This window comes from Lysobacter enzymogenes (assembly GCF_900106525.1).
GTDB classification, from domain to species: domain Bacteria; phylum Pseudomonadota; class Gammaproteobacteria; order Xanthomonadales; family Xanthomonadaceae; genus Lysobacter; species Lysobacter enzymogenes.
On sequence record NZ_FNOG01000002.1, the window covers coordinates 368,306 to 389,943 of the forward strand.

Consider the following 21,638-nt stretch of genomic DNA (forward strand, 5'->3'; position numbering starts at 1 on the left):
GCTTGCTTGAGCATTTCCCTCTGGACCGGCGATAGTCGCCGGCTCACTACCACAGGGTCGCCACTGATGAAGCTCTACAGCAAGCCCGGCGCGTGCTCCACCGCCGATCACATCGCGTTGCAATGGGCCGGCGGCAAGTTCGAAGTCGAGATCGTCGACAAGGACACGATGAAGGCGCCGGCGTTCCTGGCGATCAATCCGGCCGGCGCGGTGCCGGCGGTGGTCGACGGCGAGTTCGTGCTGACCCAGAACTCGGCGATCATGGGCTACATCGCCGACACCTTCCCGCAGGCGCAACTGGCCGGCGACGGCAGCGCGCAACAGCGCGCCGAAGCCGCGCGTTGGCTGGCGTACTGCAACTCCGACATCCATCCGGCGTTCGTGCCGATCTTCTCGCCGGGCAAGTTCCATCCCGATCCCGCCCAGGCCGACGTGGTGCGCCAGACCGCGCGCGAGCGTCTGCGCGCGATGTACGCCGCCGCCGACGAGCGCCTGGCCGATCGCCAGTGGCTGGCCGGTTTCCGCAGCTACGCCGATCCGTATCTCTACATCACCCTGCGCTGGGCCGCCGCGACCAAGGTCGATCTGTCTGGCTACGAGCACCTGGCCGCGTTCAAGCAGCGCATGGAAGCCGACAGCGGCGTGCAGGCTGCGCTGAAGGCCGAAGGCCTGTAAGCGCGTAGCGCTGCGGCAATACCCGATCCTCCCGGTGCGTTGCGCCGGGGGGATTTTTTTTGTCGGCGCTTATCGGGTCGCGCGGCGCGGCGCGCGACTGCTGTCGCAGCAGCTCGCGTTTGCGGGCTGCGCGCGTATCGGGACGATGCTTGTTGAGAGCCGTGCCAGTCGAAAGCAGCTCTATCTGAAAACCGCGCTCACGCGCCCGCGGCGAACTGCGCCTCGATCTGCGCGGCGACTTCGTCCTTACGCGCCTTGGCCAGCGCCGCGCTCAGCTCCGGCAACACTGCCGCCAGTTCGTCGCTGTTGCTGCAGCGCTCGATCTTGAGCTGGAGGAAATAGCCGCGCAGCCCGAGGTGATCGCGCACCGCCTCGCTCATCAGCGAATACAGCGCCTGATAGCGCTGCGCCGGCGGCGAGGCCGCCGCATCGGCCGACGCGGACGCCGCCGCCGCGCGCACCGGCGCCTGCGCGGCCAGGCTCGCAGCAACCGCGGCCGAGGACGCGATCAAGCCCATGCCTTCCAGTTGTTCCAGCGCATCGGCCGGGCCGTGCAGGCTGACCGCCAGTTCGCGCAGGTGGCGCGCGCTGCGTTCGCCGTCGACGATCAGCAGGATCGAACGCAGCATCGGCGGCAACTTGCGCGTGCGGTGTTCGATCTCGTCGCGGCCTTCGTTGGTCTTCACCGGAACGTCGCTGTCGCGCATAGCTCTTCCTCGTGCTCGATGCTTCCTTGTCGCGCCGCCGCCGAGGCGCGAGCGCGCCGCATGCCTGGCGGCACCGGACTATGCCATCGCAACGTGCATGCGTTCTGTGTCGCATTCGACGTTAGCCGCATGCGGACGCAGGTCAACCACCGACGCTCGCGCGCTTCGCGCGGGCATGAAAAAGGCCAGGCTCGCGCCTGGCCTTTTTCGTTCGCGTCTTGCGTTTACGCCGCCGGGCGGGCCCGGCCGAGGCTCAACGCTTTTCGATCGGCACGTACTGGCGATCTTCCGGGCCGGTGTAGTTCGCGCTCGGGCGGATGATCTTGCCGTCCTCGCGCTGCTCGATCACGTGCGCGCTCCAGCCGGTGGTGCGGGCGATCACGAACAGCGGGGTGAACATCGGCGTGGGAATGCCCATCATGTGATAGGCCGACGCCGAGTACCAATCCAGGTTCGGGAACATCTTCTTGGTGTCCCACATCAGGTTCTCGATGCGCTCGCTGACGTCGAACAGGGTCTGGTTGCCGCCGTCCTTGCACAACGCGCGCGAGATCTCCTTGATGATCGGGTTGCGCGGATCGCCGACCGTATAGACCGGATGGCCGAAGCCGATCACGATCTCCTTGCGTTCGACCCGGGCGCGGATGTCGGCCTCGGCTTCGTCGGCGTCGTTGTAGCGCGAGATGATGTCCATCGCCACTTCGTTGGCGCCGCCGTGCTTGGGGCCGCGCAGCGCGCCGATCGCGCCGGTGATGCACGAATGCAGGTCCGAGCCGGTGCCGGCGATGACGCGGGCGGTGAAGGTGCTCGCGTTGAACTCGTGTTCGGCGTAGAGGATCAGCGACTTGTCCAGCGAATCGGCCAGCAGCTCGCTCGGCGGCTCGCCGTGCAGCAGGTGCAGGAAGTGCGCGGCGACCGAGTCGTCGTCGGTCTCGCAGTCGATGCGGCGGCCGTTGCGGGTGAAGTGCCACCAGTACAGCAGCATCGAGCCGAAGCTGGCGATCAGGCGGTCGGCGATGTCGCGCGCTTCGCTGGCCGGATGGCCTTCGCGCTCGGGCAGCACCGTGCCCAGCACCGAGCAACCGGTGCGCAGCACGTCCATCGGGTGGGCGTTGGCCGGCACCAGTTCCAGCGCTTCGGTCACGATCGCCGGCAGGCCGCGCAGGCGCTTGAGCTTGGTCTTGTAGGCCTTGAGCTGCGAGGCGGTCGGCAGCACGCCGTGGACCAGCAGGTGCGAGACTTCCTCGAAGGTGGACTGGGTCGCCAGGTCGTGGATGTCGTAGCCGCGGTAATGCAGATCGTTGCCGCTGCGGCCGACGGTGCACAGCGCGGTGTTGCCCGCGGCGGTGCCGCTGAGGGCGACGGATTTCTTGGGCTTGGGCAGGGTCGATTGGGTATCGCTCATGGTCCTTCCTCGATGAAAGTGGTCTTTTCTGCTCCCTCTCCCGCTCCGCGGGAGAGGGTTGGGGTGAGGGCGCGCAAACGTCCAGCTGCATCGCTGGATTGAAATCGCGCCTGCCCTCATCCGGCCCCCTGCCTACGCAGGGGCAGGCTCTTCGGGCCACCTTCTCCCGCTAGCGGGAGAAGGAAAAAACATCGGGTCCCCCGCAAGCGGGAGAAGAAAAAATCAACCGCCCTTCTTGGCGAACAACGCGTCGAGCTTGTTCTCGAACGCGTGATAGCCGATGCGGTCGTACAGCTCGGCGCGGGTCTGCATGCTGTCGACCACGTTCTTCTGGTGGCCGTCGCGGCGGATCGATTCGTACACGTTCTCCGCCGCCTTGTTCATGGCGCGGAACGCCGACAGCGGGAACAGCTGGATGGCGACGCCGGCCGAGGCCAGTTCTTCGCGCGAGAACAGCGGGGTCTGGCCGAACTCGGTGATGTTGGCCAGCACCGGCACCTTGACCGCGTCGACGAAGCGGCGGTAGGTCGCCAGGTCGTAGGCGGCTTCGGCGAAGATGCCGTCGGCGCCGGCCTCGACGCAGGCGATGGCGCGTTCGATCGCGGCATCGACGCCGTCGACCGCGATGGCGTCGGTGCGCGCGATCAGGAAGAAGTCGGGATCGGTCTTGGCGTCGGCCGCGGCTTTGACCCGGTCGGCCATTTCGCCGGCGCTGACGATCTCCTTGCCCGGACGATGGCCGCAGCGCTTGGCGCCGACCTGGTCCTCGATGTGGCAGGCGGCGGCGCCGGCCTTGATCAGCGACTTGACCGTGCGTTCGATGTTGAACGCGCTCGGGCCGAAGCCGGTGTCGATGTCGACCAGCAGCGGCAGGTCGCACACGTCGGTGATGCGGCGCACGTCGATGAGCACGTCTTCGAGCGTGTTGATGCCCAGGTCCGGCAGGCCCAGCGAACCGGCGGCGACGCCGCCGCCGGAGAGGTAGATGGCGCGGTAACCGGCGCGCTTGGCCAGCAGGGCGTGATTGGCGTTGATCGCGCCGATCACCTGCAGCGGCGATTCGGCGGCGAGCGCGGCGCGGAACTTGGCGCCGGCGGAGAGCTGGGACATCTGTCTGACTCCGGGTGGCCCGGTCGGGGCGATCCGGCCATTTTAACCCGCCGGACGTGTCGGCCGCCGATGCGCGCTGGGCGCCGGCGAGGGACGAGCGGGCTGAATGCGCAAAGCGCGCCTGGGGATTGCGGTGGGCCGGAACGAACGCGGTGCGCTTGAAGGCCCTATTCCCGCGGCTTTCCGCGCCCCGCCAGAACGTCATTCCCGCGAAGGCGGGCTCCGCTTTTATTTCGGCGAAGCCGAACATCCAGGGCTTCACCGTGGCAGGGCTCTGAAGTCTCTGGATTCCCGCCTTCGCGGGAATGACGTGCTGATGGCGGCGCCGGCTCTCGTGGCGCAGCGCTTGTCGCACCAGAGCGCTCTATCCGACGCGATTTCCAAACCCGCGCCCCAGCCTCAGCGCACCTGAACCTGCAACGCGGGAAACCCTTCGACCTCGTACGTTCCCGCTTGCGCCCGCAGCCGCTGCACCAGGCTGCGCATCGCCCGCTCGTCCAGGCGCAGATGCAGCACGCCGTCGACGACCAGCGCCTCGTTGCCGCGCGCAGCCGGCTCGAACACCACCCGCGCATCCGGCCCGACCGCGCTGAAGGCGTGCCCGAACGGCAGCCGCAGCGGCAGCAGCGCCAGCAGTTCGCCGACCTGGCGCGCGCTCAGCGCCAGCACCGTCACCGGCGCGCGCAGCAGGCGCTTGCGCTGCTCCCAACTCACGTGATCGGCATAGATGGTGCCCACCGACGAGCCCTCGCGCGCCGAGCCCTCGGCCAGGCGCGCAGCGACGTCGGGATCGGCCAGCAGCGAGCCGCGTTCCAGGTCGGTGATCCACAGCGGCAGGCGGTCGTGGAAGACCTCCAACACCTTCAGCGTCGACCAGCGCTTGAGCGCGAACTCTTCTTCGTTGGTCAGCCCGACGATCTGCAGGAACTCGAGCCGGCCGTTGTCGCTGTCCACCGGCGCCAGCTCCGGGTCCTGGACGAAGGCCAGCGCGCGGATCTGGCTGTCGCTGTCGGCGGCGATCGGCCCGCCGGCGCTGAGGTAGTGGCCGGCATGGAAGCCGTGGCCGCTGTCGAACACGTAGCGCGCCAGGTTCTGCAGGAAATTCAGTGCCCAGCGCGGCGGTTCCTCGGCATCGTCGGGATTGGCCAGGCGGAAGGTCAGTTCGAAGCCGTAGCCGCTGGTGGCCGCATCGTCGTTGCGCTTGTCGAACAGTTCGCTGAAGCCGTAGGTGACGAAATGCCAATGCGGCAGCGGGGTGATGCGCTTGTAGGCGCTGATGCCGGGCAAGGGCGCGGCCGAACCGGGCGGCGCGCTGGAATGCCACGGCGACTGGCGCGGATAGACGCGGTTCAAGGCGTGGTTGATGGCATCCCAGCCGGGCGCGCCGGCTTCGCTGCGATGCGCGTCGCCGCGGTGCGCATCGCCGTGGTGCGCCGGGCCGGGTTCGGCGTCGGTGCCGGAAGGACTGGTGTACTGCATTGCGCGCGTGCCTCGCTGGATCGAGGGCGGGCCGCAGCCCGCCCGTTGCCGCGATGCTAACGCTGTCGCAGAAAAATGGCGTCAACACCGGTGTTGCGCGGGCGAACGCTTTCGCTCGCGTTCACGCTGCGCCCAGGCTGGTCAGCCGCCCGCATCGGCGCCGCGTTCGAGCGCGCGCCGCACTTCCTCCAGCGCGCCGGGATCGTCGAGCGTGGACAGATCGCCGGGGTCGCGGCTTTCGGCCAGGGCCTGGATCGAGCGCCGCAGCAGCTTGCCCGAGCGGGTCTTGGGCAGCGCGGCGACCACGTACACCCGCGCCGGCCGCGCCACCGCGCCGAGCTGGCGCACCACGCAGTCCTGCATGCCCGCCGCGACCGCATGCGGGTCGTGCGCATCGCCGGCCTTGAGCGTGGCGAACACCACCGGCACCTGGCCCTTGAGCTCGTCGTGCACGCCGATCACCGCCGCCTCGGCGACGCTGGCGTGGCTGGCCACCGATTCCTCGATCTCGCGCGTGCCCAGGCGGTGGCCGGCGACGTTGATGACATCGTCGGTGCGGCCGAGGATGAAGGTGTAGCCGTCCTCGTCGCGGATCGCCCAGTCCAGCGAGCTGTACAACAGCTCCTTGAAGTGGCCGAAATAGCTGGTGAGGAAGCGCGCATCGTCGTTCCACACCGTGCTCAGGCAGCCCGGCGGCAGCGGCGGCACGATCGTCAGCACGCCCTTCTCGTTCGGGCCGACATCGCGGCCGGTGGCCTCGTCGATCACCCGCAGGTGGTAGCCCGGCATCGGCAGGCCGGGCGAGCCGAACTTGACCGGCTTGAGGTCCAGCCCGGGCATCAGCGCCAGCACCGGCCAGCCGGTTTCGGTCTGCCAGTAGTTGTCGATGACGGTCTTGCCGATGCCGTCGGTGATCCAGTGCGCGGTCGGCTCGTCCAGCGGCTCGCCGGCCAGGAACAGCCAATGCAGCGCGGACAGATCGTGCTTCTTCAACCAGGCCGCGTCCTGTTTCTTGAGCACGCGGATGCCGGTCGGCGAGGAGAACATGGTGCGCACGCCGTAGCGCTCGCAGATGCTCCACCACACGCCCGGGTCGGGATTGGTCGGCAGGCCTTCGTACAACACCGAGGTCGCGCCGGCGATCAGCGGGCCGTAGACGTTGTAGGAATGGCCGACCGCCCAGCCCACGTCGGAAGTGGAGAACATCACCTGTCCGGCGCGGATGTCGTAGATCGCCCACATCGACAGCGCCAGCGCGACCGCGTAGCCGCCGACGTCGCGCTGCACGCCCTTGGGCTTGCCGGTGGTGCCGGAGGTGTAGAGCAGATAGCTGGGCTCGTTGGATTCGAGCCATTCCACCTCGACCTGCGCGTCTTCGTGCTGCGTGCGCAAGGCCGCGTAGTCGACATCGCGACCGGGGATCAGGCGCAGGTCCGGGTCGAGCCCGCGGCTGACCACCAGCACGTGCGGCGGCGGCGATTGCGCCTCTGCGCAGGCCGCGTCCACCAACGGCTTGTAGGGAATGACCTTGCCGCCGCGCATGCCGGCATCGGCACAGATCAGCAGCTTGGGCGTGGCGTCGTCGATGCGCAGGGCCAGGTTGTGCGCGGCGAATCCGCCGAACACCACCGAATGCACCGCGCCGATGCGCGCGCAGGCCAACATCGCGAACACCGCCTCGGCCATGTTCGGCATGTAGATCACCACGCGGTCGCCGCGGCCCACGCCGAGCGCGCGAATCGCGCTGGCGAAGACGTTGACCTCGCGGTGCACCTGGCGATAGCTCAGCTCGCGGGTCTGCCCGGTTTCGCTGGAGATCGTCACCAGCGCGAGCTGGTCGCCGCGCTCGTCGAGGTGGCGGTCGAGCGCGTTGTAGCAAAGATTGGTTTCGCCGCCGGCGAACCATTGCCGGAACGGCGGGTTGGAGTAGTCGAGGATGCGCTGCGGCGGCGTGCGCCAGTGGATCGCCCGGGCCTGCTCGGCCCAGAACGCCTCGGGCTGTTCGATCGAACGGCGGTGGAACTCCTCGTAACGCATGGGGCGCGGCCTCGAAGGGACATCCGCCCGCAGGCTAGACCATGCGGCGCACGCGGGGCGTTACGACCTTGGTCTAGGCGCGGCGCGCGCCGTGGACGGGCCCGCACGATGACGGCTCGCACAAGAAAGCTCGCGCGAACACGAGCCCGCACCAACGAAAGACGCCGGAGCCTTGCGGCCCCGGCGTCCCACCGGGCGGGCGGCGCCCCGTTCCTGCGCGCCCGCGCCGATTCCTTGCGCCTTGCGAAGATGCCTCGGCCGGGCGCTGCGTTCGGCCCGGCGGTCGCCGCGTCAGTCCGGACGCACGTCCACGCGCACGCGGATGCGGTCGCCCGGGTTGTGGTCGGTGCGGGTGCGGTAGGTCTTGCCGGCGTATTCGTAGGTGACGTCGTAAGCGGTCACGCTGCGCTGATCGTTGACGTAGCCGTTGTTCGGCACCGGGTCGCAGACCCGCACCGTGCCGGTGCGCGGCGGTTCCTGGCTGCGCTTGCTCTGCTCGTAGATGCTGCGGCCGGCCATGCCGCCGACCATCGAGCCGATCGCCGAGGTCGCGTAGCGCGCGCTGCCGCCGCCGACCTTGCTGCCGAGCACCGCGCCGACGATGCCGCCGACCACGGTCGCGGCGGTGCGGCCGCCCTCGGTGCCGACGCCGCGGCGCTCGCTGCCGTACTGATCGTAGTAGCCGTCGTTGTTGCTGTTGTTGTTGTAGCCGTCGCCGCCGTAATAGTCGCTGCCGCCCTGGACGTAGGTCGGGCGCTCGTAGCAGCGCGGCGCGCTGGCCGGCTGGGAGTAGGTTTCGAACACCGGGTCGACCCGCACCACGCGGGCGAAGTCGACCTGCGAGCTGTAGCTGGGTGCGCCGTTGTAGCTGGTGGAGCCGTTGTTGTAGTTGCCCGAATACGCGCCCGACCCGGTCGGATACGACTGCGCCGAAGCGATGCCGGTGGCTGCGGCCAGGGCCAGGCCCAGGACGGTGACGAGCGAGCGGTTCATGGCGGGCTCCCAGGCGCCGGAATGGCGCGATGCGGATCGTCGGTCCGGCGCGGTCAACCCGGGCTGAATGCGGCCGGAGCCCGCGACGATGTCAAAAAATTGTTTACCTCGGCGACAGCCTGCGCGCCAGCCTCGCGGACTCAGGTTGCGGCGGCCGGCTCACCGACGAGCGACGCGACATACAGACTGTATGTCTGTACGGGCATACAGACAGTCTGTCCGGTTTGTCGCTTCGCCGCCCACCCGCTGCCCGCTAACCGTTCACCGCCCGCCGGCCGTCAGCCAGTCCGCCGCCTGCGCCGCCGCGCGCGCGGCCTCGCGTCCCAGCAGCGGGCCGACGTGGCTGCCCGGCAAGGCGATCAGGCTCGCGCCGACCGCCGCGGCGAACCGAGCCGTGGTTTGCGGATACACATCGGTGTCGCCGTGGCTGGCGATGCACAGCACCGGCGCGGCCGGCCGCGCCGCCTCGACGCCGGCCAGGGCCTGCGTCAGCACCGCGCCGGATTCGTCGCGCCAGCGCCGCAGCGCGTACAGCACGGCAGCTTCGTCGGCATCGGGCAGGGCCCGGCGGGTCGAAGCCAGGCGCGCGTCGCGCCGCCACGGCACCCGCGCCGGCCAGGGCCGCGGGGCCCGTTCGCCCGCCCACGGCGCCGGCGGCAGCGGGTTGACCAGCACCAGCGCGTCGGCGAGATCGCCGCACAGCCAGGCCAGCAAGCCGCCGAGGCTGGCGCCGACGACGGCGCGCGGATGCGGCAGCGCGGCCAGGGCGGTGCGCATCTGCCCGCAGTAGTCCTCCAGCGTGGTCGCCTCCAGGCCGGCCGGCGACGGCTGCAGATCGGGCGCGCGGCTGTCGATGCCGCGCGCGGCGAAGACCTCGCGCCAGAGGTTCCATTCCCAACCGCCGGCGCCGGCGCCGTGGATCAGCAGGGCGTGGCGGATGGAAGATGGCTCGGGCATGTCGTGACGTGGGTGGGCTTGGCGACGGTAGAAGTTGCGCAAGCTGCGACGAATGAGGGTGGCGTAGTGCCACGGGAGTCGCCGAAGCCGAGGGTCAGAGCGCTTGGGGTGTTTCGGCTTCGGGGACTGCGCTTGCGTTCACCGCTTGCGCCGTCGCGGCTCGCGCCGCTCCTACAGCGGCTGCGGCCGGATCACAGCAGCGTGGCTTCCAGGCTCACCGGCACCGCGCTGAGCGCCTTGGACACCGGGCAGTTGGCCTTGGCGTCCTCGGCGATGGCCTGGAACTTGGCCGCGTCGATGCCCGGCACCTGCGCCTTCACCTTGAGCCGGATCTGCGACAGCGTCGGCCCGCCTTCCATCGACAGATCGACCTCGGCGCGGGTGTCCAGGCTGGCCGGCGGATGCCCGGCCTCGGTGAGCTTGGCCGACAGCGCCATGGTGAAGCAGCCAGCGTGCGCGGCGGCGATGAGTTCTTCCGGGTTGGTGCCCTTCTCTTCGCCGAAGCGGCTGTTGAAGCCGTAACGGGTGTTGTCGAGCAATCCGCTCTGCGGCGTGCTCAGGCGGCCCTGCCCGCTCTTGAGATCGCCTTCCCAATGCGCAGTGGCGTGGCGGGAAATACCCATGGTGTGCGGCTCCGGTTGGTGGGGGCCGGTAGCGTAACGTCTGGCAGGTTAAGAAACAGGAGTGAGCGCGCAGAAGCGAGGAGTGAGCGGAAAGCGGTCCGCTGCCTGTGGCGCTCCTCACTCCTCAACGCCATGCCGCAACGCCATGCCGCAACGCAACACCCCAACCGCGACGCAGCACACGCAATCGCGGTCCGCACTTGACCCACCTCACGCGCTGCGCGAGCCTGTCCTCCCGGCTTCCGCCGGCCCGCCATGACCGCCCGCCGAGCGCCACGCTCGGGCGCGCAGCGCGGACAGCCATGACGGCCTTCCCACCCTAGCCTCAGGGAGAAGTCCGCTCATGTCCTACAGCACAGAACAAATCCGCAACGTGGCCTTGGCAGGCCACCCTGGCGCCGGCAAAACCACGTTGTTCGAAGCCCTGCTGCACGCCGGCGGCGCAGTCCAGACGGCAGGCACGATCGAACGCGGCAACACCGTGTCCGACTTCGATCCGATCGAAAAACAGCGCGGGCATTCGCTGGATTGCGCGATCGCCAGCACCGACCACGCCGGCATCCACCTCAACCTGATCGACACCCCCGGCTATCCGGATTTCCGCGGCCCCACGCTCTCGGCGCTGGCGGCGGTGGAAACCCTGGCGGTAATCGTCGACGCCGACAGCGGCGTGCAGTACGGCACCCGCCGGATGATGGACCACGCCCGCGCGCGCGGCCTGTGCCGCGCCATCGTGGTCAACAAGATCGATCACGACGGCGCCAAGGTCGCGCGCGTGCTCGACGACATCCGCGAGACCTTCGGCCCCGAATGCCTGCCGCTGAACCTGCCCGCCGACGGCGGCGCGCGGGTGATCGACTGCTTCGGCAACGCCGACGGCGACAGCGACCTCGGCCCGGTCGCCGACTGGCACCAGAAGATCATCGACCAGGTGGTGGAGATCAACGAGACGGTGATGGAGCACTACCTCGACCTCGGCGAAGGCGGCCTGTCCGGGCAGGAACTGCACGACGCCTTCGAGCAATGCCTGCGCGAGGGCCACCTGGTGCCGGTGCTGTTCTGCTCGGCGCGCAGCGGCGTCGGCGTGCAGGAACTGCTCGGCGTGGCCGAGCGGCTGTTTCCGCACCCGGGCGAGGCCAATCCGCCGCCGTTCGCGAAGGGCGCGGGCGAGAACGCGCAATCCATCGAAGCCCGGCCCGACCCCAAGGCCCACGTCATCGCCGACGTGTTCAAGATCGTCAACGATCCCTTCGTCGGCAAGCTCGGCGTGTTCCGGGTCTATCAGGGCACGGTCAAGAAGGACACGCAGTTGTTCGTCGACGACGGCAAGAAGCCGTTCAAGGTCGGCCATCTGTTCAAGCTCAAGGGCCGCGACCACGTCGAGATCGAGCAGGCCGTGCCCGGCGACATCGCCGCCGTGGCCAAGGTCGACGAGCTGCATTTCGACGCGGTGCTGCATGACAGCCACGACGAGGACCACATCCACCTGGCGCCGCTGAACTTCCCGCGGCCGATGTTCGGTCTGGCGGTGGAAGCGGCGAGCAAGGGCCAGGAGCAGAAGCTCTCCACCGCGCTGCACAAGCTGGCCGAAGAAGACCCGTGCTTCCAGGTCGAGCACGAGGCCGAAACCAACGAGACCGTGATCCGCGGCCTGTCCGACCTGCACCTGCGCATCAACCTGGACCGGCTCAAGGACAAGTACGGGGTGGAAGTGCAGTCGCGCCCGCCACGCATCGCCTACCGCGAAACCGTCGCCGGCCGCGCCGAAGGCCATCACCGGCACAAGAAGCAGACCGGCGGCGCCGGCCAGTTCGGCGAGGTGTTCCTGCGCATCGAGCCGCTGCCGCGCGGCAGCGGCTTCGAGTTCGTCGACGAGGTCAAGGGCGGCACCATTCCCGGCCAGTTCCTGCCGGCGGTGGAGAAAGGCGTGCGTCAGGTGCTGCACGACGGCGCCGTGGCCGGTTACCCGATCCAGGACGTGCGCGTGGTCGTCTACGACGGCAAGTACCACAGCGTCGACAGCAAGGAAGTGGCCTTCGTCGCCGCCGGCAAGAAGGCGTTTCTCGACGCGATCGGCAAGGCCCGCCCGCAAGTGCTCGAACCCATCGTCGACCTGGAGGTCAACGCGCCGGAGCAGCACATGGGCGACATCAGCGGTGGACTGGCCAGCAAGCGCGCGCGCATCAACGGGACCGACAGCGTGCGCGGCGGCGAGATCGTGGTGCGCGCGCAGGTGCCGCTGTCGGAGCTGGAAGGCTACGCGGCCGAACTCAAGTCGGTGACCGCCGGGCGCGGGCGCTATTCGCTGGATTTCAGCCATTACGAACCGGTGCCCAACAACGTGCAGCAGAAACTGGTGGAGGCCTACAAGCCGCGGCATGAGGAAGACTGATACCGTGTGCGCCCCTGTTCGATACGATCCGCCATGCCCAGGCAACGCAACGCGCGCGAGCGCGCCGAACTGCTCAACGAGTACGGCCACCGCCTCGGCGCGCGCGGCGACGACGAGCGCGCGCTGAGCTTCTACGCCCAGGCGGCCCAGGCCGATCCGGCCTGGGCCGCGCCGTGGTTCAACATCGGCCTGCTGCACAAGTACTTCGGCGATTGGGCGCAGTCGCTGCGCGCCAATCGCGAGGCCTTGCTGCGCGAGAGCGGCCACCAGGGCGCGTGCTGGAACCTCGGCATCGCCGCGACCGCGCTGCGCGACTGGCGCAGCGCGCGCGAGGCCTGGCAGCGCTATGGCCTGCCGGTGGAGCCGGGCGAGGACGCGCTGGAGATCGACTGCGGCCTGGCGCCGGTGCGGCTGGACCCGGACGGCCGCGGCGAAGTGGTCTGGTGCGACCGGCTCGACCCGGCGCGCGCGCGCATCCGCAACGTGCCGCTGCCCGACAGCGGCCATCGCTACGCCGACATCGTGCTCAACGACGGCGCGCCCAACGGCACCCGCCGCATCGGCGAGCGTGAGTACGCGGTGTTCGACCAGCTCGAACTGTGGCAGGCCTCGCCCTACGCCACCTTCGAGGCCTGGATCGAAACGCCGCAGCCCGACAGCCTCGCCGCGCTGGCCGAACGCGCGCACCGCGACCACGGCCAGGCCCAGGACTGGACCGACAGCGTGCGCCACCTGTGCCGCGCCTGTTCGCTCGGCGATGCCGATAGCGGCCACGATCACCCGCCGCTGGAACCGGACGGCGACGCCGCCGGTGCGCGCTGGGTCGGCCTGGCCGCGACCGACGAAGCGGCGGCGCGGGCGATCCTCGACGACTGGCTTCACGCGCATCCGGCGGCGCGCCTGCTGCAATTCCGCCTGGCCGTGCCGGCCGGCGCGGCGGACTGAGCGCGCACGACAGGATCGGCGCCGGCTGGCTACCATGGCCGCACCTCACGGAGAACCGCGCATGACCCACAACGGACGTCGCCCGCCCTTGCCGCGCATGCTTTTCGCGAGCCTGCGTCCGCCGCGCCTGCTGTGCGCGCGCATGGCCCTGGCGATCGCCGCGCTGGCGCTCGCCGGCCTCGCCGCGGCGGCGGCGCCGAAGCCGGAAACGCGCTGCGGCTGGTTCATCAATCCCACCCCCGGCAACGCCTGGCTGATCGATCCCGACGCGCAGTGGACCGTCGGTCTGCAGGGCGGCCATCAGGCCGAAGGACCGTGGCCGGAACCGCCGTCGCAACGGGACTGGGTCAAGCACGAAGGCGATCCGCGCGGCTACGGTTACGGCTGCGCCTGCCTCAAGGTGGTGACCGGCCCCGACCACAGCATCGCCCGCATCCTCTCGGCCAAGGGCAAGCCGCTGGCGCAGTGCCGCCGCGACCGCACCCTGACCGCACTCGAACCGGACTACTCCTCCGACCCATGACCGCCGCGCCCAAGCCGACGCTGGAAAAAGACCCGGAACTGACCGAGGCGGTGTCCGACGCCATCGACGTGGTGTCGAATCCGACCGACCTGGCGATCAATCTGCTGGTGCTGGCCGCCGCCATCGCGGTCGCGGTGCTGATCACGCGCAAGCTCAAGCAGTGGGTGGGCCATCAGCGTCCGAAGCGGCTGGTGCTGGTCGAGTACCTGGCCACACCGGTGCTGACCCTGGCGATCATCGGCGGCTTGAGCCTGTTCGGCGGCGTGCTGGCCAATCCGCTGGTCGGCCTGGCCGGCTCGATGCTCGGGCTGTTCGTGGCGATCCGCCTGCTCGGCGCGCTGATGGAGATCGCGTTCCGGCCGACGCCGCTGCTCAAGTTCATGCTGCGCCTGGTCACCGTGGTGATGTGGCTGGCGGCGGTGTTCAGCCTGTTCGAAGACCGCAGCAAGTTGATCGCCAAGGTCTATTCGGCGCACTTCAAGGTCGGCGGCATCGCCTTGTCGAGCGACGGCATGCTCAGCGGCCTGATCACCGGCGTGGTGGTGGCGATCATCGCGCTGTGGGCCGAGAAGAGCGTCGGCAATCTGCTGCGCCGCAGCCGCAACCTGCAGCCGAACTTCGTGCTGGCGCTGTCGAGGGTGATGAGCGTGGCGATCTGGATCGTCGCCACCATCCTCATCTTCACCGCCGCCGACATCAACCTCACCGCCCTGGCCGCGTTCGGCGGCGCGCTCGGCATCGGCCTGGGCCTGGGCCTGCAGAAGCTGGCGGCGAGCTACATCAGCGGCCTGATCGTGCTGTTCGAGCAGTCGGTGCGGGTCGGCGACAACATCGTCAGCAACTCGGTGTCCGGCCGGGTCACCCGCATGACCGTGCGCTACACCATGATCCGCACCCGCGACGGCGTCGAGGCGATCGTGCCCAACGATCTGCTGACCAACAACGTGATCGTCAACCAGTCCTGGTCCGACCGCAATCTGCGCCTGGTCTGCGGCGTGCTGGTCAAGGGCGACGCCGACCTGACCCTGGCGCGGGAGCTGTTCGTCGAGGCGATGAACGCGCAGCCGCGGGTGCTGCAGGAGCCGGCGCCGCACATGTACATCACCGGCGTCAACGACAAGGGCATCCAGCTCGACGGGCATTTCTGGATCTCCGATCCGGAGAACGGCCAGAACAACGTCGCCTCCGACATCTACGACGCGGTGCTGGGCGCGTTCCGCAAGCACGGGATCGCGCTGGTCGCGCAATAGGCCGCGCCGGCGGGACGCAGCGTCCGCCGGACGGCGCGCCGCCGCCGCGCGCCGGCAGTAGCATGGCCCGATGACCGAGCTCGCCCATCCCCGCTTCTTCTGGCAGTTCCCGATGCGGCTGGTGCGCCACGCGCGCCTGGACGAGTTCCTGCCCGACGACGGCCATCTGCGCATCTTGTTCCTGTGGGGCAAGGACTGCCCGAACTGCGACATCGCCAAGGGCCAGATGCTGCTGGCGCAGCAGCGCTTCGAATGGCCGGACGTGGAATGGCTGCACGACAACGTTTACGAAGACCCGTCCATGGCTACCCACTTCGGCCTGCACGGGATCCCGGCATTCTTCGTGTTCCGTGGGGCGAAGAAGCTGGGGCGGATCGGGCAGTGGCCGGGTACCGAGGCTTTCGTTGCTGCGATCGAAAAGCTGCGGGCCGGGCCGGGCGTGGCGCAGGCGCCTGGGTAGCGGCCATGCGGGGGCGATGGCTGGGGCGGTTTGATCTCGCGTTTTAGCGATAGCCGCTGCATCGCTCTACGGATCGAACGACCGTTCTGCACTGCCTTCGGATGTGGCGCTGGCGTACACCGCTTCGGTTGATCGCGGCTTGCGCCGCTCCTACAGGTAGCTGGACCGGCATCCGCCGCACTTGGCGCAGGCCGCTCGTCCAAGCAGACTTTCCCCTCACGCCCCCGACCTCGCCGCCATGTTCGACGCCGCCACCCTCGCCGCCTACCTCGTCGCCGCCGCCGTGCTGGTGTTCATCCCCGGACCCGGCACCGCCTGGATCGTCGCCCAGAGCGCCGCCGGCGGCACCGCGCGCGGCATCCAGGCCGCGTTCGGGCTGGAAACGGCCACGCTGATCCACGCCCTGGCCGCGGGCCTGGGCCTGTCGGCGTTGCTGGCGACCTCGGCACTGGCGTTCGAGGTGCTCAAGTACGCCGGCGCGGCGTATCTGATCTGGCTCGGCATCAAGGCCTGGCGCGGCGCGCCGGCCGCGGCCGCGGAAGCCGCGGCTGCGCCGCCGCTGCCGGTTTCCGCACGCCAGGTCTATTTGCGCTCGGTCATGACCGGAGTGCTCAACCCCAAGGTGGCCTTGTTCTTCCTCGCCTTCCTGCCGCAATTCGTGCATCCCGAGCGCGGCATGGTGTGGCTGCAGTTCCTGGTGCTGGGCGCGCTGCTGTCGCTGATCGGGATGTGCAACAGCCTGATGCTCAGCGTCGCGGTCGGCCGCTTCGGCCGCCGCTTCGCCGGCGGCGGCGGCCGCTGGAAGGAACGCCTGACCGGCAGCGTGTTCATCGCCCTGGGCCTGCGCCTGGCCGTGCAGCAACGCTGAGCGGCGCTTGAATCCGGGCTTTACGCGCGCACGGCCGCGGCGCCGCGTGGCTTGAACCAGCGCCGGCGCAGCCTCAGGTCGTAGGTTCACGACCTCGCACCGGAGCGCCGCGCATGAAGACCCAAGGCTTTCTCGACCAGTTGCTCAAGACCGCCCAGAACACATTGGGCGGCTCAGGCGGAGGACTGGGTGATCTGCTCGGCGGCGGCAATCCGCTGGCGCGCAGCGAGCCGCGCCATGACGAGCGCAGACGCAACCAAGACAAACGCAGCGAGGAAAAGCGCGGCCTGCTCAACGCCGACTTCGGCAAGGGCGCGCTGACCGGCGGCGCGCTGGGCCTGTTGCTGGGCAACAAGAAACTGCGCAAGCACGCCGGCAAGTTCGCCCTGGCCGGCGGCGTGGCCGCGGTCGGCGTGCTGGCCTACAAGGCCTACGACGACTACAAGCGCCAGCAGGAAGGCCCCGGCGCGGCCGAACCGCGCACCGTCGACCGCCTGCCGCCGCCGCAGGCCGAGCAGCACAGCCGCGCGATCCTGCAGGCGCTGGTAGCCGCGTCCAAGGCCGACGGCCACATCGACGCGCGCGAACGCGAAGCCATCGAAGGCGAGTTCGTGCGCATCGACGGCGATACCCAACTGCGCTCGTGGCTGCACTCGGAGCTGGAAAAGCCGCTGGATCCGGCCGAAGTCGCGCGCGCCGCGGAAACCCCGGAAATCGCCGCGGAAATGTACCTGGCCAGCCTGCTCGCCGCGGACGAACAGAACTATATGGAGCGCGCCTACCTCGACGAACTGGCGCGCCAGCTCAAGATCGACGACGCGCTCAAGACCCGGCTGGAGCAGCAACTGCGCGACGCGCAGCAGGGCTGAGCGCGCGGCGGCGCGGACGCGCATCGGCCGATGCGCGTCCGGCGCTGCGCTCCCGATCCAGCCGCGGGCCCGAGGCCGCCGATGCCGGTTGCAGCGGCGCGCGGCAGCGGCTCGTCTGCCATGCGTCAGGATCCGCTGCGTGCCAGGCACGCGCGCACTTCGCGACGCGCACCACGCTCCCCTCGCCGCGCAGTCGCCAGCGCCCCGCGCAACCGCTAGCATCGCCCACGCGCCGACCGGCGCGCTCGCGGACCGATGCCATGCGATTGCTGATTCCCGCCCTGCTCGCGCTGACCTTCGTCGGCTGTTCCTGCCAGCGCCACGCCGGCGACACCGACGCCACGACAACGCTGGCCGCGACTACGCCCCCGGCCGCGGACCACGCCGCCGAACCCAGCCAGGCCGAACTGCGCGCGGCCGCGACCGCGAAGAAGCGCAACGAAGCCACCAGCGACGCCGTCGACACCCTGCACCGTTATCTGCAGCTGATCGGCTCGGGCGACGGCGAAGCGGCGGCCAAGTACTGGGGCTACCAGCGCGCGCCGCGCGGCAACGAGGAATCGGACCTGCGCACGCTGAAGAACCTGCGCGCGTTCCGCATCGAAAACGAAACGCCCGAGCCGCTGGACCAGGAACCGGTGCCGGAGCTGCTGCGCATTCCGGTGGAGCTGCGCGCGACCTTGGAGAACGGCGAGAACCGGCGCTACAAGGGTTGGTATCGGCTGCGGCGCAATCAGGTCGAGCAGCGTTGGGAATTGACCGGGGTCTCGATGGCGACGCCGTTGCAGTAAGTCTGTTCGGGTCTGGAGTTTCGGCGCGGCGGGTGAGTTCGCGGTCGCGGCTTGCGCCGCTCCTACAGGGCGCGATGCGGCCTCCGAAGTCCCTGTAGGAGCGGCGCAAGCCGCGACCACGAACCCGCAACCACGACAACCCGCTCCAACCACAACGAACCGATCCCCAACGCCGCATCGCCGCGCCGATGCCGCAGCCACGCCGCGCGCCTTACACTGCGGGCTTCGCGCCGCGACCCGCGCGCGCCCGGTTTTTCAGGACTCCGCCATGCGCTCAACGCCCGCCCTCGCCCTGCTGACCGCCGCACTGCTGGCGGCCGCGCTCGCCGCCTGCGGCGGCAAGGATCCGGCCGTCGCCGGCGATGGCGCTCACGCCGGCGATCCCTCGGCGCTGCCGGCGCCGGAAGGCGGGCGCGGCAGCATCACCGGCATGCCCGACGCCGGCACGCCCGGCCAGACCGGCGCGCCGGCGCCCGCGCCGCCGCAACTGGACGAAAACGGCAACCCGCTGCCGCCGGCCGATCCGAACGCCGTCGCCGATCCCGCCGCGCCGGTCGATCCGAACGCGCCGGTCGACCCGGCGCTGCCGGTGCCGGCTGCGCACGATCCGGCCGCGGTCGATGCGGCCCCGGCAGCGCCCACGCCCGCGGGCGAACCCACGCCGGAAGACGCGGTCGCGGTGGTGCGCGATTACTACGCCGCGATCAACGCCCACCGCTACGAACGCGCCTATGCGCTGTGGTCCGACGGCGGCCGCGCCAGCGGCCAGGATGCGCAGCAGTTCGCCAACGGCTTCGCCCAGACCGCCGGCGTGTCGGTGGAACTGGCGCCAGCGGGCCGCGTCGATGCCGGCGCCGGCCAGCGCCATATCGAAGTGCCGGTGTCGATCACCGCGACCCAGCGCGACGGCAGCCAGCGCCGTTTCGTCGGCGCCTACACCCTGCGCCGCGCCGTGGTCGACGGCGCCAGCGCCGAACAGCGCGCCTGGCGCATCGCCAGCGCCGACATCCGCGAGCTCAAGCCGTGAACCTCGCGCACCTGACGCTCGCCGCCGCGCTCGCGCTGATCCTGGCCGGTTGCCAGCGCGAGGCCACTGCTCCAGCGGCGCCTGCGAAGAACACGGCGAACGCCGCGCCAGCCACCACTGCCGCACCGACGCCGCAATCCACCGACACGCCCGCACCGCCCGCGCTCGCGCCGGCGAGCGACTACGTGCTGCCCGGCGCGCTCGCGCCCGACCTCGGCGTCGAGCAACTGCGCCAGTTGTTCGGCGCCGGCAACGTCGCCATCGACGAGCGCCTGCCCGGCGCCGAGGGCGCGGAAATCCGCGGCGTGCGCCTGTTCGGCGCCGACCCGACCCGGCGCGCGCGCCTGTACTTCCAGGACAGCCAAGCACTGCGCGGCCTGTCGCTGGTGGTGGTCGACGACCCCGGCAGCCGCTGGCGCCTGGACAACGGCGTCGCCATCGGCCTGCCGCTGGCCGAACTCGTGCGCCTCAACGGCAAACCGCTGCGTTTCTACGGGCTGGATTGGGATTACGGCGGCATCGTCACCGACTGGAACGGCGGCGCGCTCGCGCCCAAGGACGGCGACCCGGTGCGGCGCAACGCGCGCCTGGGCTGGGCCGACGACGCGCCGGCCAACGCCGCCGCGCCCGTCGGCGACGGCGAGTTCTCCAGCGACGACGCGCGCTATCCCAAACAGGGCGCGCTGCTGCAGGTCGACGAGCTGAGCGTGTCCTTCCCCGGCGAGGACGACCTGTGACGCCGCGGCCGCGCGCATGAGCGGCGCGCCGCGCATCGTGCTGGACAGCAACGTCTGCCTGGACCTGTTCGCGTTCCGCGACCCGGCGGTGGCGCCGCTGCTGCGCGCGCTGCGCGAAGGCGTGCTGGCCGCGGTCACCGACGCGGCCTGCCGCGAAGAATGGCAACGCATCCTCGACTATCCCAAGCTCGGCCTGAGCGCGCAGACGCGCGCCGAGTGTCTGCGCGAGTACGACGCCTGGCTGCATCCGTTCGCCGGCATCGACGCGGCTGCCGGCGCGCCGCCGCTGCCGCGCTGCGCCGATCCGGACGACCAGAAATTCCTCGAACTGGCCCAGGCCGCCGGCGCGCGCTGGCTGCTCAGTCGCGATCACGCATTGGTGGTGCTGGGCCGGCGCACCGCGCGCGCCGGCCTGTTCGAGATCATGACGCCGCAGACCTGGGTGGCGTTGGAAGCGTGGCGCTCGCCTGGGGCGTGATCGGGATCTGAAAGGAAAGCCTCGGGCCTGAAGGCCCTCCCACAACAGCCCGCGCCGTGGCCGAAGCCGGCTGTTGTGGGAGCGCCTTGAAGCTCGAGGCGCGAGCTGTTGCGGGAAGGCCTTCAAGCCCGAGGCGCGAGCTGTTGTGGAAAGGCCTTCAGGCCCGAAGCGAGAGCTGTTGTCGGAAGGCCTTCAGGCCCGAAGCGAGAGCTGTTGTCGGAAGGCCTTCAGGCCCGAAGCGCGAGCTTTTGTAGGGAGACCTTCAGGCCCGAGGCACAGGCTTTTGTGGGAGGGCCTTCAGGCCCGAGGCTCTCCTCTCGGTTCGCCGCGCCCGCCCACGACCGCATGCCATACTCGCCCCATGCAAGGCGTGCCCGACCGCTTCGACGATGCCTTCGATGCCGCCCAGTTCCGGCAGGTCGCCCATCGCCCCGGCGTCGAGCTCTACCGCGCCCACATCGTCCGCCACTCGTTCGATCCGCACACCCACGAAGCCTACGGCCTGGGCGCGATCGAATCGGGCGTGGAGCGCTTCCGCTACCGCGGCAGCGACCACCTCGCACCGCCCGATTCGCTGGTGCTGATGAATCCCGACGTGTTGCACACCGGCCACGCGGTAACGGCCGAGGGCTGGCGCTATCGCATGATCTACGTCGAACCCGACGCGGCCGCGGACATCGTCGGCGAGCCGGGCTGGTGGTTCGACGAGGCCGTGCGCCACGACCCGCGCCGCGCGCGCCGGATCACCGCGCGCCTGGACGCGCTGTGGCATGCGCGCGAACCGCTCGACTTCGATAGCCAGTTGCACGCGCTGCTGGAGGAATTCCGCGACCACGCCAAGACCCCGCGGCGCGCGCGCCCGGAAGCGCCCAAGCGTTTCGCCGCGGTGCTCGACTGCCTGCGCGCGCGCCTGTCCGAGCGCGTCACCCTGGACGAACTGGCCGCGGTCGCCGAACTGAGCCCGTTCCACTTCCTGCGCCAGTTCCGCGCGCAATACCACGTCACCCCGCAGCAGATGCTGATGGCGCTGCGCCTGCACGAAGCCAAGCGCCTGCTCGCCGCCGGCCTGGCCCCGGCGCGGATCGCCGCCGACACCGGCTTGACCGATCAGGCGCATCTGACCCGCGCGTTCCAACGCCGCTACGGCGTGACCCCAGCGCGCTACCAAAAACAAATCCGCGGCTGAAAAAGCCGCGGTAACCCCCTGTAGGAGCGGCGCGAGCCGCGACCGCGAAACCGCGCCTGCGACGCAATCTGCAACCCCGCAGTCGCGGCTTGCGCCGCTCCTACAGTCGCTACGTTGCAGCAGCCC

General features: G+C 70.0%; 21 protein-coding genes. 13 read left to right on the forward strand and 8 right to left on the reverse strand.

The annotated features are described in order from the left end of the window. Positions 1 to 66: 66 nt before the first annotated feature. A complete protein-coding gene (locus BLU84_RS05865) occupies positions 67 to 675 on the forward strand; it encodes a glutathione binding-like protein (RefSeq protein ID WP_074863949.1) in 609 nt (202 codons plus the stop codon). Positions 676 to 872: 197 nt separating this feature from the next. Here BLU84_RS05865 and BLU84_RS05870 read toward each other — a convergent pair whose 3' ends face one another. The 8 genes from BLU84_RS05870 to BLU84_RS05905 form a co-directional block, all read right to left on the reverse strand. After that, on the reverse strand, positions 873 to 1,382 hold the full coding sequence (locus BLU84_RS05870; protein WP_074863951.1) for a hypothetical protein: 510 nt from the start codon (positions 1,380 to 1,382) through the stop codon (positions 873 to 875). A gap of 253 nt (positions 1,383 to 1,635) precedes the next feature. Continuing rightward, entirely contained in the window at positions 1,636 to 2,787 is a 1,152-nt protein-coding gene (gene prpC, locus BLU84_RS05875; protein ID WP_074863954.1) for a bifunctional 2-methylcitrate synthase/citrate synthase, read from the reverse strand. A gap of 222 nt (positions 2,788 to 3,009) precedes the next feature. After that, positions 3,010 to 3,897 carry a methylisocitrate lyase gene (prpB, locus tag BLU84_RS05880; protein ID WP_074863957.1) on the reverse strand — a complete coding sequence of 296 codons (888 nt, stop codon included), beginning with the start codon at positions 3,895 to 3,897 and terminating at the stop codon, positions 3,010 to 3,012. Between the two features lie 399 nt (positions 3,898 to 4,296). Further along, positions 4,297 to 5,376, reverse strand: coding sequence for a suppressor of fused domain protein (locus BLU84_RS05885; RefSeq protein ID WP_083382355.1), 1,080 nt, complete (start codon positions 5,374 to 5,376; stop codon positions 4,297 to 4,299). A gap of 141 nt (positions 5,377 to 5,517) precedes the next feature. Continuing rightward, a complete protein-coding gene (gene prpE / locus BLU84_RS05890; protein WP_074863959.1) occupies positions 5,518 to 7,413 on the reverse strand; it encodes a propionate--CoA ligase in 1,896 nt (631 codons plus the stop codon). Between the two features lie 291 nt (positions 7,414 to 7,704). Further along, a complete protein-coding gene (locus BLU84_RS05895; protein WP_074863962.1) occupies positions 7,705 to 8,406 on the reverse strand; it encodes a glycine zipper 2TM domain-containing protein in 702 nt (233 codons plus the stop codon). Positions 8,407 to 8,667: 261 nt separating this feature from the next. After that, the gene (locus BLU84_RS05900; RefSeq protein WP_074863964.1) at positions 8,668 to 9,363 is read right to left on the reverse strand and encodes an alpha/beta hydrolase; all 696 of its coding nucleotides are present in this window, start codon (positions 9,361 to 9,363) and stop codon (positions 8,668 to 8,670) included. A 191-nt stretch (positions 9,364 to 9,554) separates the two neighbouring features. Next, positions 9,555 to 9,986 carry an OsmC family protein gene (locus BLU84_RS05905; protein WP_074863967.1) on the reverse strand — a complete coding sequence of 144 codons (432 nt, stop codon included), beginning with the start codon at positions 9,984 to 9,986 and terminating at the stop codon, positions 9,555 to 9,557. A 343-nt stretch (positions 9,987 to 10,329) separates the two neighbouring features. Between BLU84_RS05905 and fusA the strand changes: the two genes are divergently transcribed. The 12 genes from fusA (at position 10,330) to BLU84_RS05965 (ending at position 21,512) form a co-directional block, all read left to right on the forward strand. Next, positions 10,330 to 12,378 carry an elongation factor G gene (gene fusA / locus BLU84_RS05910; protein WP_074863969.1) on the forward strand — a complete coding sequence of 683 codons (2,049 nt, stop codon included), beginning with the start codon at positions 10,330 to 10,332 and terminating at the stop codon, positions 12,376 to 12,378. A 33-nt stretch (positions 12,379 to 12,411) separates the two neighbouring features. After that, a complete protein-coding gene (locus BLU84_RS05915) occupies positions 12,412 to 13,323 on the forward strand; it encodes a hypothetical protein (protein WP_074863970.1) in 912 nt (303 codons plus the stop codon). Between the two features lie 61 nt (positions 13,324 to 13,384). Beyond that, the gene (locus BLU84_RS05920; protein WP_233431080.1) at positions 13,385 to 13,846 is read left to right on the forward strand and encodes a DUF4087 domain-containing protein; all 462 of its coding nucleotides are present in this window, start codon (positions 13,385 to 13,387) and stop codon (positions 13,844 to 13,846) included. Then, a complete protein-coding gene (locus BLU84_RS05925) occupies positions 13,843 to 15,096 on the forward strand; it encodes a mechanosensitive ion channel family protein (RefSeq protein WP_074863976.1) in 1,254 nt (417 codons plus the stop codon). Before BLU84_RS05920 ends, BLU84_RS05925 begins: the two co-directional genes overlap by 4 nt. 70 nt (positions 15,097 to 15,166) lie before the next feature. Beyond that, positions 15,167 to 15,556 carry a thioredoxin family protein gene (locus BLU84_RS05930; protein ID WP_074863979.1) on the forward strand — a complete coding sequence of 130 codons (390 nt, stop codon included), beginning with the start codon at positions 15,167 to 15,169 and terminating at the stop codon, positions 15,554 to 15,556. 238 nt (positions 15,557 to 15,794) lie between these two features. Then, positions 15,795 to 16,424 carry a LysE family translocator gene (locus BLU84_RS05935; protein ID WP_074863982.1) on the forward strand — a complete coding sequence of 210 codons (630 nt, stop codon included), beginning with the start codon at positions 15,795 to 15,797 and terminating at the stop codon, positions 16,422 to 16,424. Positions 16,425 to 16,537: 113 nt separating this feature from the next. After that, positions 16,538 to 17,293, forward strand: a complete 756-nt coding sequence (locus BLU84_RS05940; RefSeq protein ID WP_074863985.1) for a tellurite resistance TerB family protein — start codon at positions 16,538 to 16,540, stop codon at positions 17,291 to 17,293. Between the two features lie 260 nt (positions 17,294 to 17,553). Then, complete coding sequence (locus BLU84_RS05945) at positions 17,554 to 18,084, forward strand: hypothetical protein (RefSeq protein WP_074863987.1); 531 nt, start codon at positions 17,554 to 17,556, stop codon at positions 18,082 to 18,084. A gap of 268 nt (positions 18,085 to 18,352) precedes the next feature. Further along, complete coding sequence (locus BLU84_RS05950) at positions 18,353 to 19,111, forward strand: hypothetical protein (protein ID WP_074863988.1); 759 nt, start codon at positions 18,353 to 18,355, stop codon at positions 19,109 to 19,111. Further along, positions 19,108 to 19,848, forward strand: a complete 741-nt coding sequence (locus BLU84_RS05955) for a hypothetical protein (RefSeq protein ID WP_074863990.1) — start codon at positions 19,108 to 19,110, stop codon at positions 19,846 to 19,848. The genes BLU84_RS05950 and BLU84_RS05955 overlap by 4 nt, the downstream gene beginning before the upstream one ends. A 16-nt stretch (positions 19,849 to 19,864) precedes the next feature. Continuing rightward, positions 19,865 to 20,326: a PIN domain-containing protein gene (locus BLU84_RS05960; RefSeq protein ID WP_074863992.1), complete on the forward strand. Its 462-nt coding sequence runs from the start codon at positions 19,865 to 19,867 to the stop codon at positions 20,324 to 20,326. Positions 20,327 to 20,687: 361 nt separating this feature from the next. After that, entirely contained in the window at positions 20,688 to 21,512 is an 825-nt protein-coding gene (locus tag BLU84_RS05965) for an AraC family transcriptional regulator (protein ID WP_074863994.1), read from the forward strand. Positions 21,513 to 21,638 lie beyond the last annotated feature (126 nt).